14 protein-coding genes are annotated in these 15474 nt (G+C 73.7%); 8 read left to right on the top strand and 6 right to left on the bottom strand.

Annotated elements, in window-relative coordinates:
* Positions 1-106 precede the first annotated feature (106 nt).
* Together ACFYNX_RS25035 and ACFYNX_RS25030 are read right to left on the bottom strand one after the other, a co-directional pair.
* On the bottom strand, positions 107-1750 hold the full coding sequence (locus ACFYNX_RS25035; protein ID WP_388664270.1) for an ABC-F family ATP-binding cassette domain-containing protein: 1644 nt from the start codon (positions 1748-1750) through the stop codon (positions 107-109).
* Positions 1751-2003: 253 nt separating this feature from the next.
* Positions 2004-2420, bottom strand: coding sequence for an SsgA family sporulation/cell division regulator (locus ACFYNX_RS25030; RefSeq protein ID WP_121829748.1), 417 nt, complete (start codon positions 2418-2420; stop codon positions 2004-2006).
* 400 nt (positions 2421-2820) lie between these two features.
* Between ACFYNX_RS25030 and ACFYNX_RS25025 the strand changes: the two genes are divergently transcribed.
* Positions 2821-4011 (top strand): WD40/YVTN/BNR-like repeat-containing protein, encoded by a 1191-nt coding sequence (locus tag ACFYNX_RS25025; protein WP_388664267.1) that lies wholly within the window; start codon positions 2821-2823, stop codon positions 4009-4011.
* Here the strand turns inward: ACFYNX_RS25025 and ACFYNX_RS25020 are convergent.
* On the bottom strand, positions 4008-4307 hold the full coding sequence (locus tag ACFYNX_RS25020; RefSeq protein WP_365540336.1) for a YciI family protein: 300 nt from the start codon (positions 4305-4307) through the stop codon (positions 4008-4010). The two genes, ACFYNX_RS25025 and ACFYNX_RS25020, sit on opposite strands and share 4 nt — an antisense overlap.
* A 91-nt stretch (positions 4308-4398) precedes the next feature.
* Here ACFYNX_RS25020 and ACFYNX_RS25015 point away from each other — a divergent pair, with 91 nt between their 5' ends.
* Together ACFYNX_RS25015 and ACFYNX_RS25010 are read left to right on the top strand one after the other, a co-directional pair.
* A complete protein-coding gene (locus tag ACFYNX_RS25015; protein ID WP_388664264.1) occupies positions 4399-5124 on the top strand; it encodes an endonuclease V in 726 nt (241 codons plus the stop codon).
* Between the two features lie 129 nt (positions 5125-5253).
* Positions 5254-5625, top strand: coding sequence for a VOC family protein (locus ACFYNX_RS25010; RefSeq protein WP_125667193.1), 372 nt, complete (start codon positions 5254-5256; stop codon positions 5623-5625).
* A 51-nt stretch (positions 5626-5676) separates the two neighbouring features.
* Here ACFYNX_RS25010 and ACFYNX_RS25005 read toward each other — a convergent pair whose 3' ends face one another.
* A complete protein-coding gene (locus ACFYNX_RS25005) occupies positions 5677-6900 on the bottom strand; it encodes a saccharopine dehydrogenase family protein (protein ID WP_388664262.1) in 1224 nt (407 codons plus the stop codon).
* 213 nt (positions 6901-7113) lie between these two features.
* Here ACFYNX_RS25005 and ACFYNX_RS25000 point away from each other — a divergent pair, with 213 nt between their 5' ends.
* The 4 genes from ACFYNX_RS25000 to ACFYNX_RS24985 are packed head-to-tail and all read left to right on the top strand — an operon-like array spanning position 7114 to position 12891.
* Positions 7114-8262 carry a CaiB/BaiF CoA transferase family protein gene (locus tag ACFYNX_RS25000; RefSeq protein WP_388664260.1) on the top strand — a complete coding sequence of 383 codons (1149 nt, stop codon included), beginning with the start codon at positions 7114-7116 and terminating at the stop codon, positions 8260-8262.
* Complete coding sequence (locus tag ACFYNX_RS24995; RefSeq protein WP_365540332.1) at positions 8259-9401, top strand: acyl-CoA dehydrogenase family protein; 1143 nt, start codon at positions 8259-8261, stop codon at positions 9399-9401. The genes ACFYNX_RS25000 and ACFYNX_RS24995 overlap by 4 nt, the downstream gene beginning before the upstream one ends.
* A 60-nt stretch (positions 9402-9461) precedes the next feature.
* Entirely contained in the window at positions 9462-10676 is a 1215-nt protein-coding gene (locus ACFYNX_RS24990) for an acetyl-CoA C-acetyltransferase (protein ID WP_365540331.1), read from the top strand.
* A 40-nt stretch (positions 10677-10716) separates the two neighbouring features.
* Positions 10717-12891: a 3-hydroxyacyl-CoA dehydrogenase NAD-binding domain-containing protein gene (locus ACFYNX_RS24985; RefSeq protein WP_388664257.1), complete on the top strand. Its 2175-nt coding sequence runs from the start codon at positions 10717-10719 to the stop codon at positions 12889-12891.
* Positions 12892-12895: 4 nt separating this feature from the next.
* Here the strand turns inward: ACFYNX_RS24985 and ACFYNX_RS24980 are convergent, their stop codons facing one another.
* Complete coding sequence (locus tag ACFYNX_RS24980) at positions 12896-13633, bottom strand: MerR family transcriptional regulator (RefSeq protein ID WP_365540329.1); 738 nt, start codon at positions 13631-13633, stop codon at positions 12896-12898.
* Between the two features lie 291 nt (positions 13634-13924).
* Between ACFYNX_RS24980 and ACFYNX_RS24975 the strand changes: the two genes are divergently transcribed.
* On the top strand, positions 13925-14419 hold the full coding sequence (locus ACFYNX_RS24975) for a hypothetical protein (protein ID WP_388664254.1): 495 nt from the start codon (positions 13925-13927) through the stop codon (positions 14417-14419).
* Between the two features lie 22 nt (positions 14420-14441).
* Here the strand turns inward: ACFYNX_RS24975 and sph are convergent, their stop codons facing one another.
* On the bottom strand, positions 14442-15467 hold the full coding sequence (gene sph / locus ACFYNX_RS24970) for a sphingomyelin phosphodiesterase (RefSeq protein WP_388664252.1): 1026 nt from the start codon (positions 15465-15467) through the stop codon (positions 14442-14444).
* Between the last annotated feature and the right edge of the window lie 7 nt (positions 15468-15474).

The raw sequence follows: 15474 nt of genomic DNA, 5'->3' as shown, positions 1-15474 counted from the left end.
CGGCGCGGCGTCCGCCGGACACCCGGCCGACTACGCGGCGCGAGCATCCGGCGGCGCTGGGTGCGCATCCCGCCCGGGGCGTTCGGCGGCGACGAGCGCGCGACCTTCAGGCCCTCTCCCCGGCCACCTCCCGGACCTCCTCGGCGGTCGTCGGCCGCAGCGCGCCGTCGAGCAGCAGCCAGCGGGTGATCCCGAGCGACTCCAGGAACGCCACGTCGTGGCTCGCCACGACCAGCGCGCCCTCGTAGGCGTCGAGGGCCGCCGTCAGCTTCCGCACCGACGCCATGTCCAGGTTGTTCGTCGGCTCGTCCAGCATCAGCAACTGCGGGGCCGGCTCCGCGAGGAGCAGCGCCGCGAGCGTCGCCCGGAACCGCTCCCCGCCCGAGAGCGTGCCCACGGCCTGGTCGGCCCGCGCCCCCCGGAACAGGAACCGGGCGAGCCGGGCCCTGATCGCGTTCGGCGTCGCGGCGGGCGCGAAGCGGGCCACGTTCTCCACCACGCTCAGCCCGTCGTCGAGGACGTCGAGCCGCTGCGGCAGGAAGCGCAGCGGCACCCGCGCGTCCACCTCGCCGGCCGACGGTTCGAGCTCCCCGGCGATCGTCCGGAGCAACGTCGTCTTCCCGGCGCCGTTCCGCCCCACGAGGGCGATCCGCTCCGGACCGCGCAGCTCGAACACCCCCTCGACGCGGGCCCCGTACCGCAGCTCCAGGTCCCGCAGGTGCAGCACCTCGCGGCCCGGCGGCACCGAGGTGCGCGGCAGTTCGACGCGGATCTCGTCGTCGTCCCGCACCGCCTCCACCGCCGCGTCGAGCCGCTCCCGGGCCTCCGAGAGGCGCTCTCCGTGGAGCGTGCGCTGCTTGCCGGCGGTGACCTGGGCGCTGCGCTTCTGGCTGTTCGCCACCAGCTTGGAGGCGACCTTGTTCTCGAAGCTCTTCTGCCCGTACCGCTTGCGGCGCGCCAACTTCATCTGGGTGTCGGCGAGTTCCCGCTTCTGCCGCTGCACGTCGGCCTCGGCGACCCGCACCATCCGCTCCGCCGCCTCCTGTTCGGCGGCGAGCGCCGCCTCGTAGTCCGACCAGGAGCCGCCGTACCAGGCGACCTCGCCGTCGCGCAGGTCGGCGATCTGGTCGACCCGTTCCAGGAGTTCGCGGTCGTGGCTGACCACGACCAGGACCCCGGACCACCTCTCCACCGCCTCGTAGAGGCGCGCGCGGGCGTGCAGGTCCAGGTTGTTGGTCGGCTCGTCGAGCAGCAGGACGTCGGGCCGGGCGAGCAGCAGCGCGGCGAGGCGCAGCAGCACGGACTCGCCGCCCGAGATCTCGCCGACGGTCCGGTCCAGGCCGATGCCGCCGAGCCCGAGCTGGTCCAGGGTGGCCCGGGCCCGCTCCTCGACGTCCCAGTCGTCGGCGAGGGCGGCGAAGTGCTCCTCGGCCGGGTCGCCCGCCTCGATGGCGTGCAGGGCGGCCCGCTTCGCGTCGATGCCGAGGATCTCGTCGACCCGGCGCGAGGTGTCCAGGACCAGGTTCTGCGGCAGGTGGCCGAGTTCGCCCGTGACCCGGACCGTGCCGGAGGAGGGCGTCAGCTCGCCCGCGAGCAGCTTGAGGAGCGTGGACTTGCCGGAGCCGTTGAGCCCGACGAGCCCGGTGCGGCCGGGGCCGACCACGAGCCGGAAGTCGTCGAAGACCTCCGTGCCGTCCGGCCAGGAGAAGGAGAGCGAGGAACAGGTGAGGAAGGTGGGGTGATGCGCCATGAAGGCCTCCGGTTGCGCGGGCGTGACGGGATGCAACGCGTGGAGACACCGGGGCGCGGGCAGCGGGAGAACGGCTCGTACGCCGAGGTCGAGAACGGCACACGCGGCACAGGGGGCACGCGCGGCTCGGTGTCTCGCAACCTCAGACGAGCAACGTCCTTCTCCGATCGGGTGACGACAAGGTCGATGCCGACGATACGAGCCCGACCGGGAGGGCGGCAAACGATTTAACGGACGGTCCGGCGGCGAGGGGTCACGGGCGCTCGCGGAACAGCTCCGTCAGGTCCTGGTCCCAGTCCAGGTACTGGTGCTCGCGCCCCTCCGGCACCAGGTGCTGCGAGCGCTCCAGGAAGCGGCGCAGCTCCGAGGTCCGGACGTGGACCATGGCCACCCCCTCCGGGGCGTGGAACTCGACCACGGTCCGGTCGTACCCGTACGGGCGCAGCCGCACGTCCCCGACCCCGGCCGGGCGCTCGACCCCCTGGACGAGCAGCTCGCGCGCGAAGGCCCAGGAGACCTCGACGCCCTCCAGGGTCGCGGGAGGGGGGAAGGCCATGCTGACGGCGTACGGATCCTCGCGGTCGTACCGCAGGGTGGCGGGGACGGTCTCCATCCGGGGAGCGGATGCGACCAGACGGGCCTGGACGGCCTGCTCGATGACGGCGGACAAGACCGGCTCCTCTCGCGCGGGTTTCGGATCCTGTGCGTCTCCCCGACACCGGGGCTCCTGACACCCGGCAAGACGGGCGAGGAGGCCGGAACGTGCACTCCGGATCCACGTGAGCTGCGTCACCGACCCTACCGGGAGGGGCGTCCGGCCAGGCCGGAGCCTTTCCGCCACCGGCTCAACTCTGTCCGGAAAGCTCTCCGGCCGATGCGGCGCGAGGGCCCGAAAGGTCGCGGTACGGCTGGAATCCGGAGGTGCCGCAGCCGCACAGGACCACCCGCGACCCGGTCGGGCGCGGCGGCGCCGGACAGCACCCACGGGCGCCGGGAGGTGTCGAACACCTCGGTCAGACCGGGGACGCACCCTGGACGGGGAGAGGGCGGGGGCGCTAGCTTCCGGCGCCATGACGTCCATGGGGAAGACGAGACGAACGATGTCGGCGGGACTGGTCGGGGCGGCGCTCGCGCTGACCCTGGCCGCCCCGGCGCGGGCCGGGGAGACCCCCACGGCCGCGACCGACGGACGACCCGCACCGGTGAGCGACCGGCACCCGGCGACCACGCCCGACCGGCGGCCCGAGCCGACGGGCGACCGGCAGCTCACGCCCGACCGGCGGCCCGCACCCGGCTGGCGGCTCACGCCCACCGGGACCGACGCCCGCTTCCGGGGGCTCGCGGCGGTCGACCGCCGCACCGCCTGGGCCGCGGGCTCCAAGGGCACGGTGCTGCGCACCACCGACGGGGGCCGGAGCTGGCGGAACGTCTCGCCGCCCGGCGCGGAGGGGCTGGAGTTCCGCGACGTGGAGGCCTTCGACGCCCGCCGGGCCGTCGTCCTCGCCATCGGGGAGGGGGAGGCCTCGCGGGTGCTGCGCACCGAGGACGGCGGCGCCACCTGGACCGAGTCCTTCCGCAACACCGACCCGCGCGCCTTCTACGACTGCATGACCTTCTTCGACCGCCGCAACGGCCTCGCCATGAGCGACCCGGTCGACGGGAAGTACCGCATCCTCTCCACCCGCGACGGCGGCCGGTCCTGGCGGGTCCTGCCGGACCGGGGGATGCCGGACGCGCTCCCCGGCGAGGCGGGCTTCGCGGCGAGCGGCCAGTGCCTGGTGTCGGCCGGACCCCGGGACGTGTGGCTCGCGACGGGCGGCGCGGCCGCGGCGCGCGTGCTGCACTCCGCCGACCGGGGCCTGACCTGGACCGCCACCGCCTCGCCGGTCCCGGCCGGGGACCCGGCCCGGGGCGTCTTCGGGCTCGCCTTCCGCGACCGCGCGCACGGCATCGCCGTCGGCGGCGACTACCGCAAGGACCAGCCGTCCCCCGAGGCCGCCGCCGTCACCGCCGACGCGGGCCGCACCTGGCGCCCCTCGGCCGCGCCGCCGCCCGCCTACCGCTCGGGCGTCGCCTGGCTCCCGCACGCCAGGACGTCCGCGCTCGCCGTCGGCCCCACCGGCACGGACCTCACCACCGACGGCGGCCGCACCTGGCGCACGGTCGACACCGGCTCGTACGACACGGTCGACTGCACCCCGGACGGCTCCTGCTGGGCCGCGGGCGAACAGGGCCGCGTCGCCCGCCTGACGCGGGGCTAGGAGGGCAGCTCCTCCCGGTACGCGGCGATCCCCTCGACCGTCTTGGTCGCGTAGAACTCCGTGATCCGGTACGCGCACACGCCCCCGGTGCTGAACGGGTCGGCCGCCGCGATCCTCTCGATCTCCGCGCGGTCGACCCCGGCGGCCAGGATCACCCCGCCGTCCCGGGGGTTCTTCCGGCCGGACGCGAGGAAGACGCCGGCGGCGTACTGCGCGTCGAGCCACTCGACGTGCGCGTCGAGCAGCGCGTCCACCCGCTCGACGGGGGCGGTGTAGGTCAATTCCAGTACGAACATGATCGCCAGGCTACCGGCCGCCTCCCCGGCCCCGGGCCCCCGTTCCGCCCCTCGGAACGGAGGCCCGGCCGGCCGTAGGGTGGCCCGCATCATGACGATCACCGAGATTCCGGCGGGCTGGCCCGCCGACGAGACCGCCGCCCTCGCCGTCCAGCGGGAGCTGAGGGACCGACTGGTGCGGGACGAGGAGGGGCCGGCGGTCGGCGAGGGGCACGTCACGGGGCTCGACGTGGCCTACGACGACGAGCGCGACCTCGTCGCCGCCGCGGCCGTCGTGCTCGACGCGCGGACCCTGGAGGTCGTGGAGGAGGCGACGGCGGTCGGCCGGGTCTCGTTCCCGTACGTCCCCGGCCTCCTCGCCTTCCGGGAGGTCCCGACCGTGCTCGCCGCGCTCGGCGCCCTGACCGCCGACCCCGGCCTCCTGGTCTGCGACGGCTACGGCCTCGCCCACCCCCGCCGCTTCGGCCTCGCCAGCCACCTCGGCGTGCTCACCGGGCGGCCGTCCGTCGGCGTCGCCAAGAACCCCTTCACCTTCGCGTACGAGCAGCCGGGCCCCGCGCGCGGCGACGCGTCCCCGCTGCTCGCCGACGGGGAGGAGGTGGGACGGGCCGTGCGCACCCGGGCCGGGGTCAAACCGGTCTTCGTCTCCGTCGGCCACCGGATCTCCCTCGCCGGCGCCTGCGCCCACACCCTCCACCTCACCCCGCGCTACCGCGTCCCGGAGACCACCCGCCGCGCCGACGCCCTCTGCCGCCGCGCCCTCGCGGAGGCGCTCGGGGAGCGTCCGGGCCCTTCCGGGGCGCCCGGCGCCTTCTGAGTACGCGTACGGATGCCGGATCCCCGGACCACCCGGCAGGGTGGGGGCCATGACGACTCCCCTTCCCGTTCCGCCGCGTTCCGTCCCGCGCGGCTCGCGTCCGATCCCCGCCGCCCCCGGGGGCCGTGCGTGATCGGGCGGCTGCGGTGCGTCGTCCTCGACTGCCCCGACGCGTACGAACTCGCCCTGTTCTACCAGCGGTTGGTCGGCGGTGTGGTCGACGCGCCCGATCCCCGGTGGGCCGTCGGCGAGGGCTGCGTGGTCCTGCGCGGCGACGGCGGCCCGGTCCTCGCCTTCCAGAGCGTCCCGGGCCACCGGTCGCCCGTCTGGGGCGCGCCCGAGCAGCAGTTCCACTTCGACGTGCGGGTCGACGACCTGGCCGCCGCCGACGAGGCCGTCCTCGCGCTCGGAGCCGTACCGCTGGACGACGGGGGAGGCGACCCGGCCCGGCGCGTCTACGCGGACCCGGCCGGCCACCCCTTCCGCCTCGTACGGCCCTGACCCGCCGGACCGGGCCTCGCCCCCGGTGGATCAGGGCCCGATCCGCCGTGCCTAGCTCCGGTGCGCCACCCGGAAGCGGATGCCCGCCTCCCGCAGCCGGGCGGTGAGGGCGTCGCCCATCGCGACCGCCGTCGTCACCTGGCCCGCGGTCTTCGGCAGCGGGTCGAAGGCGAGGCAGAGGGCCGACTCGGCGAGCATCTTGGCCGTCTCGTCGTACCCCGGGTCGCCGCCCGACACCTCGGTGAGGACCCGCCGCCCGCCGCCCTCGCCCACGAACCGCACGGAGAACCAGCTACGGGCGCGCCGCTCGGCCGACGGGCCCTCCCCGGCGCTGTAACGCTCCATCAGCCAGCTCCGCACGGGCGGGAGCTGGGCCGCCGCCACGCTCGCGCCGACGGCGGCGGCGCCGCCGAGCGCCATCGGGAGCGTCTTCACGGAGGCGTAGTGCCGGTAGCGGAAGTCCGGCCCGTACCGGTCCAGGGCCGCCGCCGAGCGCGCCACGACCTGCGGGTCGAGCGTCGGCAGCGGCAGCGCCCACGTGCCCGTCTCCCGGCTGAACCGGGGGCCGCCGAGCGGGGCGCGCGACCGCCGGCCCACCAACCGGGGCTCGTGCAGGCGCCGTTCGCGCGCGGCCCGCAGGACCTCCCGGCCCCGGCCGAGCGCGGTCAGCGCGGAGGCGAAGGTGCCGCCGGAGAACGCGGCCCCGGCCCGTACGAAACCGTCCACCCGCAGCGGCACGTCCTCCGGGAGCTGCCCCACGGTGAAGTGCACGCCCAGGTCGTGCGGGACCGAGTCGAAGCCGCAGGCGTGCACGATCCGGGCGCCGGTCTCCCGGGCGCGCGCGTCGTGCCGCACGTACACGAGGTCCACGAACTCGGCCTCGCCCGTCAGGTCCAGATAGTCCGTGCCGGCCTCCGCGCAGGCGGCGACGAGCTCCTCGCCGTACCAGACGTAGGGGCCGACCGTCGTCGCCACCACCCGTGCGGACCCGGCCAGTTCGCGCAGCGACGCCGGGTCGGCGGAGTCCGCCACGACCAGCGGGAGGCCGGCCAGGTGCGGCCGGTCCGAGGCCAGTCGGTCCCGCAGCGCCTCCAGCCTGCCGAGGCTGCGTCCCCCCAGCGCCCAGCGGCACCCGGCGGGGGCGTGCTCGGCCAGATACTCCGCGGTCAGCTCGCCCACGAACCCGGTGGCCCCGAAGAGGACCACGTCGTACGGCCTGCCCCCGCGCTCCGGGCCCGCCCCTGCCCCGCTCCCCACGCCCGCCCCTGTGTCCATGCAGCCCCTCGCTTCGGCCGGACCGCGCCGCCGTGCGCGGTCGTCGTCGGCGGAGGATAGCGGAAGACCCCTCCGGACCTCCCGGGCCCCCGGGCGAACGGGCCTCTCCGGAATTTCCAAGCGCTTGCTCGGCCGGGGGGCTTGTGCCGAGTGGAACACGTTCCTAGCATCTCTGGTGTTACATCATTGGTGTCACACACCCCCGGGGGTTCGATGAGCACGACGCACACCACCCGCACGGGCCCCCTCGCCGGGGTGCGCGTGGTGGAACTGGCCGGCATCGGCCCCGGCCCCTTCGCCGCGATGCTGCTCGCCGACCTCGGCGCGGACGTCGTCCGGATCGACCGCCCCGGCGGCCCCGGCCTCGGCATCGACCCCGCCCGCGACCTCACCAACCGCAACAAGCGCTCGGTCCTGGTCGACCTCAAGGCCGGGGACGGCCCCGCGACCGTCCTCGACCTGGCCGAGCGCGCGGACGTCCTGATCGAGGGCTACCGGCCCGGCGTGGCCGAACGCCTCGGCGTCGGCCCGGACGCCTGCCTGGCCCGCAACCCGCGCCTGGTCTACGGCCGGATGACCGGCTGGGGCCAGGACGGGCCGCTCGCCCCGACCGCCGGCCACGACATCGGCTACATCGCGATCACCGGCGCCCTCGGCATGATCGGCCCGGACCCGGAGGGCCCGCCGGCCATCCCCGCCAACCTGCTCGGCGACTACGCCGGAGGCTCGCTCTACCTGGTCATCGGCGTCCTCGCCGCGCTCCAGCACGCCCGCGCCCACGGCGAGGGCCAGGTCGTGGACGCCGCGATCGTCGACGGCACCGCCCACCTCACCACCATGATCCGGGGCATGCTGGCCGCCGGGAGCTGGCAGGACCGGCGCGGCACCAACCTGCTCGACGGCGGCTGCCCCTTCTACGGCGTCTACGCGACCTCCGACGGCGGCCACATGGCGGTCGGCGCCCTGGAGGAGCGGTTCTACGCCGAGTTCGTCCGTCTCCTCGGCATCGGCGAGGAGGCCGCCGCCGCCCGCTACGACCTCGCCCGCTGGCCCGAACTGCGCGAGGCCGTCGCCAAGGCGTTCCTGGGCCGCACCCGGCAGGAGTGGACCGACGTCTTCGACGGCTCCGACGCCTGCGTGGCCCCCGTCCTCTCCCTGGACGAGGCCCCGTCCCACCCGCACCTGGCCGCCCGCGGCACCTTCACCGAGCACGGCGGGCAGGTCCAGCCGGCCCCCGCACCCCGCTTCTCCGCCACCCCCGGCACCCTGCGCACGGGCCCCGCCCTGCCCGGTGCCGACACCGCCGAGGTCGCCCGCGACTGGGCCGTACCCTCCCTGCATCCCCAGGAGACTTCCGCATGAAGCGCCGCATCTACACCGAGGACCACGAAGCCTTCCGGGCGGTCGTGCGCACCTTCCTGGAGAAGGAGGTGCTGCCCCACTACGAGCAGTGGGAGAAGGACGGCATCGTCTCCCGCGAGGCCTGGCTCGCCGCCGGGCGGCAGGGCCTGCTCGGCATCGCCGTCGACGAGGAGTACGGGGGCGGCGGCAACCCCGACTTCCGCTACGGCGCCGTCCTGGCCGAGGAGTTCACCCGGGCCGGCACCCCCGGCCTCGCCCTCGGCCTGCACAACGACATCATCGGCCCGTACCTCACCTCGCTCGCCACCGACGAGCAGAAGCGGCGCTGGCTGCCCGGCTTCTGCTCCGGCGAGACCATCACCGCCATCGCCATGACCGAGCCGGGCGCGGGCTCCGACCTCCAGGGCATCCGCACCACCGCCGAGGACCGCGGCGACCACTGGATCCTCAACGGCTCCAAGACCTTCATCTCCAACGGCATCCTGGCCGACCTCGTGGTCGTCGTCGCCCGCACCACCCCCGACGGCGGTGCCCACGGCCTCTCCCTGCTCGTCGTGGAGCGCGGTGCGGAGGGCTTCGAGCGCGGCCGCAACCTCGACAAGATCGGCCAGAAGTCCCAGGACACCGCCGAGCTGTTCTTCCACGACGTCCGCGTCCCCAAGGAGAACCTGCTCGGAGAGCTCAACGGCGCCTTCATCCACCTGATGACCAACCTCGCCCAGGAGCGGATGGCCATCGCCGTCGCCGGCATCGCCGCCGCCGAACACCTCCTGGAGATCACCACCACCTACGTCAAGGAGCGCGAGGCCTTCGGCCGCCCGCTCTCCCGGCTCCAGCACATCCGCTTCGAGATCGCGGAGATGGCCACCGAGTGCGCCGTCACCCGGGCCTTCCTGGACCGCTGCATCGAGGAGCACGCGAACGGCGCGCTCGACGCCGTGGACGCCTCGATGGCCAAGTGGTGGGCGACCGAGCTCCAGAAGAAGGTCGCCGACCGCTGCCTGCAACTGCACGGCGGATACGGCTACATGACGGAATTCCCGGTCGCCAGGGCCTACACCGACGGCCGCATCCAGACCATCTACGGCGGCACCACCGAGATCATGAAGGAGATCATCGGCCGTTCCCTCCTCGGCTGACCCCCACCCCCGCGACACCCTCGGCGCAACCCCTCCCACCCTCATCGCGAAAGGCCTCCCGTGAGCACCGAAGCGTACGTGTACGACGCGATCCGCACCCCGCGCGGTCGTGGCAAGGCCACCGGCTCCCTGCACGGCACCAAGCCGATCGACCTGGTCGTCGGCCTGATCAAGGAGATCCAGAGCCGCAACCCCGGCCTCGACCCGGCCGCCGTCGACGACATCGTCCTCGGCGTCGTCGGCCCGGTCGGCGACCAGGGCTCCGACATCGCCCGCGTCTCCGCCATCGCCGCCGGACTCCCCGACACCGTCGCCGGCGTCCAGGAGAACCGCTTCTGCGCCTCCGGCCTCGAAGCGGTCAACATGGCCGCCATGAAGGTCCGCTCCGGCTGGGAGGACCTCGTCCTGGCCGGCGGCGTGGAGTCCATGTCCCGCGTTCCGATGGGCTCCGACGGCGGCGCCTGGTTCGCCGACCCGATGACCAACCTGGAGACCAACTTCGTTCCCCAGGGCATCGGCGCCGACCTCATCGCCACCATCGAGGGCTTCTCGCGCCGCGACGTCGACGAGTACGCGGCCCTCTCGCAGGAGCGCGCCGCCGAGGCCTGGAAGGACGGCCGGTTCGCCCGCTCCGTCGTTCCCGTCAAGGACCGCGCGGGCCTCACCGTCCTCGACCACGACGAGTTCCTCCGTCCCGGTACCACCGCCGACTCCCTGGCGAAGCTCAAGCCGTCCTTCGCGGACATCGGCGAGCTGGGCGGCTTCGACGCGGTGGCGCTGCAGAAGTACCACTGGATCGAGGAGATCGACCACGTCCACCACGCGGGCAACTCCTCCGGCATCGTCGACGGCGCCGCGCTCGTCGCCGTCGGCTCGAAGGAGGTCGGCGAACGGTACGGGCTGACGCCGCGCGCCCGGATCGTCTCGGTGGCCGTCTCCGGCTCCGAGCCGACCATCATGCTCACCGGCCCCGCCCCGGCCGCCCGCAAGGCCCTGGCCAAGGCCGGTCTGACCATGGACGACATCGACCTGGTCGAGATCAACGAGGCCTTCGCCGCCGTCGTCCTGCGCTTCGTCAAGGACATGGGCATCTCGCTGGACAAGGTCAACGTCAACGGCGGCGCCATCGCGCTCGGCCACCCGCTCGGCGCCACCGGCGCGATGATCCTGGGCACCCTCGTGGACGAGCTGGAGCGCCAGGACAAGCGCTACGGCATGGCCACCCTGTGCGTGGGCGGCGGCATGGGCATCGCCACCGTCGTCGAGCGCGTCTGACCGTCCCGTCCGAACCCCTTCTTACGGAGAAGCACCAGTCATGAGCGAGAGCACCACCATCCGCTGGGAGCAGGACGAGACCGGGATCGTCACCCTCGTCCTGGACGACCCGAACCAGTCCGCCAACACCATGAACCAGGCCTTCCGGGCCTCGATCATCGCCGTCGCCGACCGCGTGGAGGCCGAGAAGGACTCCATCCGGGGCATCGTCTACACCTCCGCGAAGAAGACCTTCTTCGCCGGCGGCGACCTCAAGGACATGATCCAGGCGGGCCCCGAGCACGCCCGGGACATCTTCGAGGGCGCCCTGGAGATGAAGAGGGCCCTGCGCCGCATCGAGACGATCGGCAAGCCGGTCGTGGCCGCGATCAACGGCGCCGCGCTCGGCGGCGGCTACGAGATCGCCCTCGCCTCCCACCACCGGATCGCCCTCGACGCCTCCGGCTCCAAGATCGGCCTGCCCGAGGTCACCCTCGGCCTGCTGCCGGGCGGCGGCGGCGTCACCCGCACCGTGCGCCTGATGGGCATCACCGACGCCCTCCTCAAGGTGCTGCTCCAGGGCACCCAGTACAACCCCGGGCGGGCCCTGGACAACGGCCTGGTGCACGAGCTGGCCGCCACCCCCGAGGAGATGCTCGCGAAGGCCGTCGCCTTCATCGACACCCACCCCGAGTCGCACCAGCCCTGGGACGTGCCCGGCCACAAGATCCCCGGCGGCACCCCCTCGCACCCGAAGTTCGCCGCCAACCTGCCGGCCTTCCCGGCCAACCTGCGCAAGCAGCTCAACGGCGCCCCCTACCCGGCGCCCGCCGCCATCATGGCCGCCGCCGTCGAGGGCTCCCAGGTCGACTTCGAGACCGCGTCCGTCATCGAGTCCCGCTACTTCACCGAGCTGGTCACCGGCCAGACGGCGAAGAACATGATCCAGGCGTTCTTCTTCGACCTCCAGGCCGTCAACTCCGGCGCCAGCCGCCCCAAGGGGATCGAGCCCCGCGAGGTCCGCAAGGTCGCCGTCCTCGGCGCCGGCATGATGGGCGCCGGCATCGCGTACTCCTGCGCCCGCGCCGGCATCGAGGTCGTCCTCAAGGACGTCTCCGCCGAGTCCGCCGCCAAGGGCAAGGAGTACTCCGAGAAGCTGTGCGCCAAGGCCGTCTCGCGCGGCCGCACCACCCAGGAGAAGGCCGACGCCCTCCTCGCCCGCATCACCCCCACCGCCGAGGCCGCCGACCTCGCGGGCTGCGACGCGGTCGTCGAGGCCGTCTTCGAGGACACCGCCCTCAAGCACAAGGTGTTCCAGGAGATCCAGTCCGTCGTGGAGCCCGACGCGCTGCTCTGCTCCAACACCTCCACCCTGCCGATCACCGTCCTCGCCGAGGGCGTGGAGCGCCAGGCCGACTTCATCGGCCTGCACTTCTTCTCGCCCGTCGACAAGATGCCGCTCGTGGAGATCATCAAGGGCGAGCGGACGAGCGACGAGGCCCTGGCCCGCGCCTTCGACCTGGTCAGGCAGATCAACAAGACGCCGATCGTGGTCAACGACTCGCGCGGCTTCTTCACCTCGCGGGTGATCGGCCAGTTCCTCAACGAGGGCGTCGCCATGGTCGGCGAGGGCATCGAGCCCGCCTCCATCGAGCAGGCGGCGGCGCAGGCCGGCTACCCGGCCAGGATCCTCTCGCTGATGGACGAGCTGACCCTGACCCTGCCCCGCAAGATCCGCAACGAGACCAAGCGGGCGATCGAGGAGGCCGGCGGCGTCTGGGCGACCCACCCGGGCGAGGCCGTGATCGACCGCATGGTCGACGAGTTCGAGCGTCCCGGGCGCAGCGGCGGCGCCGGCTTCTACGAGTACGACGAGAACGGCAAGCGCGGCAAGCTCTGGACCGGCCTGCGCGAGCACTTCACCAAGCCGGGGTACGAGATCCCCTTCCGCGACATGCAGGAGCGGATGCTGTTCTCCGAGGCCATCGACACCGTCCGCCTCCTGGAGGAGGGCGTCCTGACCTCGGTCGCCGACGCCAACATCGGCTCCATCATGGGCATCGGCTTCCCGGCCTGGAGCGGCGGCATCCTCCAGTACGTCAACGGCTACGAGGGCGGCGTCGCCGGCTTCGTCGCCCGCGCCCGCGAGCTGGCGGAGACGTACGGCGAGCGCTTCGCCCCGCCGGCCCTCCTGGTGGAGAAGGCGGAGCGGGGCGAGGTCTTCACGGACGCCTGACCGGTCACGGACCGCGGAACGCCGTCCGCAGCTCCTCGCTCAGCGAGCGCTGGAAGGCCGTGACGAGGGCCTGGATCACCATCGGCTGCATGTGGGCCGAGAGCGACCTCATCGCTTTCAGGTGGTCCGGGTCCTCGCCGCTCTCCCGGTAGGGGTTCCACACCTCCTCCCGGAAGAGCCGGGCGAGCTCCTGGGCGGCGGCCCGCGCGTGCTCCAGGAGCACGGTCCGGGAGGCCAGGATCGTCTCGTGCTCGATGGGCACGTCCAGCATCTCCACGCCGAGCCGCAGCAGCGAGCCGTCGAGCCGGTACGTGTCGGCGTCGTCGGTCCGCTCCAGGACCCCCATCGCGGCGAGCCGGTCGACGTCCCGCCCGGCCAGCGCCCGCCCGGCCCGCCGCTCCAGGTCGCGCAGGGTGATCGACTCGGCGGACTCGGGCGCCCACGAGGCCACGAGCGCCCGGTGGACCGCGAGGTCCCGCGCGCTGAGGTCGGGCGGGAGCTGTTCCAGGTACCGTTCGATCGCGGCGAGCGTCATGCCCTGCCGCTGGAGCTCCTCGATGAGGGCGAGCCGGGAGAGGTGCTCCGGCCCGTAGTGCCCGACCCGCCGGGCCCCGATGACGGGCGGCGGAAGGAGCCCCCGGGTCCCGTAGAACCGCACGGTCCGCACCGTCACCCCGGCCCGCGCGGCCAGCTCGTCGACGGTGTAGCTCGGTCCCCGCTCCACGTCACTCCCGACGTCCATCCGAGCCGCCTCGTTTCCCCAGCCGTCGGCCCGCGTGTCCGGACCGCTTGAACAGTATTGCTGTCTCACCACCTGTGTAAAAGACCGGCGCGATTGTCAGTTGCCGCCCGTAGGGTGATCGCCATGAACGGGAACCCTCCACGGCCGACGGCTCGTGGACCGGGGGATACCGGTCACGGCGTACGACTTCGGCGCGTAAGGGGCGCCGGGCCGGGGCGGCGGCGCGGGGCCCGGGCGCGGAGGTTAGAGTCGGCCGCTGTCGCAGCGGGGGACAGGGGAGTGGGGGAATCGATGTACGCGGAACTCAGGGACACGGCCGGGGAATTGGCCGGGATCCTGTGGCGGGAGCACACCGTCTACCGCGAGCGGGGCGGCGGGGTGGTGATCCGGGGCGAGCACGTGCGCCGCTGGATCAGCCTGGCCCCGACCGGGGGCAAGGACCGGGCGCTGCTGCGGGCCGGGCGGATCCTGGACGGGGGGACGACGGCGCCGGCGCGCACGGAGGTGGTCGTCGACCTGACGGCCGGGACGGCGGAGCTGGCGGCGGTCTGCCGCAGCCTGCTCGCCGACGTCGCCGCGACGGACGAGTCGGCGCTCGCGCCGGGTCGCGGGGAGAGGGCCGGGAAGCGCGAGAAGCCGGGGCGGAAGGCTCGCGCCCCCCGTCCCGGCCGTCCCCGGAAGGAGCGGCACACCAGTGCCGCCTCCTGTTTCGTCCTGCTCTGCGTCGCCGCGGTGCTCGGCTCCTGGCTCTACGGCCTCTTCCTCTTCGGGGGCCCCGGCTACTGAGCGGCGGCCCCCGGCCCGGCCGTCAGAAGCCGGTGACCGGGTAGTGGTCGGAGAGGTTGCTGTAGCTGTAGCTGGTGCCCCAGCTACTGACCGTCCACGGGGCGCTCTTCTCCAGGACCACGTGGTTGGTCCAGCCGGCGGGCCGGGCGTTTCCGGCGCGGTAGAGGACGTAGTCGAGGTCCTCGCGCGGGTCGTCCGGGTAGCGCTCGGAGGCGATCGAGTTCAGCTCGGTGTCGAAGGAGTACGGGTGGCCGGTGCGGGCGTCGGCCCCCACCAGGCCCGCGTCGGCGAGCATGGTGTCGTACTCGGGCGTGTGCGAGTCGACGTTCATGTCGCCCGCGACGATCACCTGCTCGCCCGCCGGGATCTTCTTGGCGTCGAGGAAGGCGTCGATCGCCTTGAACTGGCGGCTGCGCGTCTGCGCCGCCTCGCCCGCCGAACAGCCCGGGTCGGTGGACTGGGCGTGGGTGCCGAGGACGTGGACCCGGCTGCCGTTCACGTCGAGCACCGCGTAGGCGAAGCCCTTGTTCGACCACCAGTCGGCCCCGCAGGCGTCCTTGTAGACGTACTGCTCCTTGCGGACGATCGGCCACTTGCTCAGGATCGTCACGCCGCCGTCCTCGGGCGTGGTCGCGGAGTAGGACCCGCCGGTGGCGTCCCACCCGCTCCTGCTCCGGCCCACGACCGGGGTCTGGTGCGGGTACTGCCCGGCGGCGTTCGCCTTGAGCGCGTCGGAGGCGGAGTTGTCGAAGGCCTCCTGGAGGACGACGACGTCCTGCCCCTGGAAGAAGGGGGCGGCGGGGATCGCCTTCGCCCGGTGGTCCTGCCCCCAGTTCGGATAGAGCGTCTTCGAGAAGACGAACGTGTTGTAGGTGAGGACCTTCAGCCGGGGGGCCTCGGTGGCCGCGGCGGACGCGGCCGGGGCCGTCGCCGTCAGGGTGGCGGCGGCGAGGGCGAGGGAAAGGGCGGCGCCGGGGGCGCGGCGGAGCGCGGCGAACGACACGTGAACTCCCGTGGAGACGTGGGGGATTGGCCTGGCGCCGCACATACAATCA

Source organism: Streptomyces sp. NPDC007872 (assembly GCF_042868165.1).
Classification (GTDB): Bacteria; Actinomycetota; Actinomycetes; order Streptomycetales; family Streptomycetaceae; genus Streptomyces.
This window is presented reverse-complemented; position numbering and strand designations above follow the sequence as displayed.

Coding starts and splice junctions, on each gene's coding strand:
- ACFYNX_RS24995 (WP_365540332.1), top strand. CDS start 8,259: ATGAAGCGCCGCATCTACACCGAGGACCACGAAGCCTTCCGGGCGGTC.
- ACFYNX_RS25020 (WP_365540336.1), bottom strand. CDS start 4,307: ATGTTCGTACTGGAATTGACCTACACCGCCCCCGTCGAGCGGGTGGAC.
- ACFYNX_RS25000 (WP_388664260.1), top strand. CDS start 7,114: ATGAGCACGACGCACACCACCCGCACGGGCCCCCTCGCCGGGGTGCGC.
- ACFYNX_RS24980 (WP_365540329.1), bottom strand. CDS start 13,633: ATGGACGTCGGGAGTGACGTGGAGCGGGGACCGAGCTACACCGTCGAC.
- ACFYNX_RS25035 (WP_388664270.1), bottom strand. CDS start 1,750: ATGGCGCATCACCCCACCTTCCTCACCTGTTCCTCGCTCTCCTTCTCC.
- ACFYNX_RS25005 (WP_388664262.1), bottom strand. CDS start 6,900: ATGGACACAGGGGCGGGCGTGGGGAGCGGGGCAGGGGCGGGCCCGGAG.
- ACFYNX_RS25025 (WP_388664267.1), top strand. CDS start 2,821: ATGACGTCCATGGGGAAGACGAGACGAACGATGTCGGCGGGACTGGTC.
- ACFYNX_RS25015 (WP_388664264.1), top strand. CDS start 4,399: ATGACGATCACCGAGATTCCGGCGGGCTGGCCCGCCGACGAGACCGCC.
- sph (WP_388664252.1), bottom strand. CDS start 15,467: ATGTGCGGCGCCAGGCCAATCCCCCACGTCTCCACGGGAGTTCACGTG.
- ACFYNX_RS24975 (WP_388664254.1), top strand. CDS start 13,925: ATGTACGCGGAACTCAGGGACACGGCCGGGGAATTGGCCGGGATCCTG.
- ACFYNX_RS24985 (WP_388664257.1), top strand. CDS start 10,717: ATGAGCGAGAGCACCACCATCCGCTGGGAGCAGGACGAGACCGGGATC.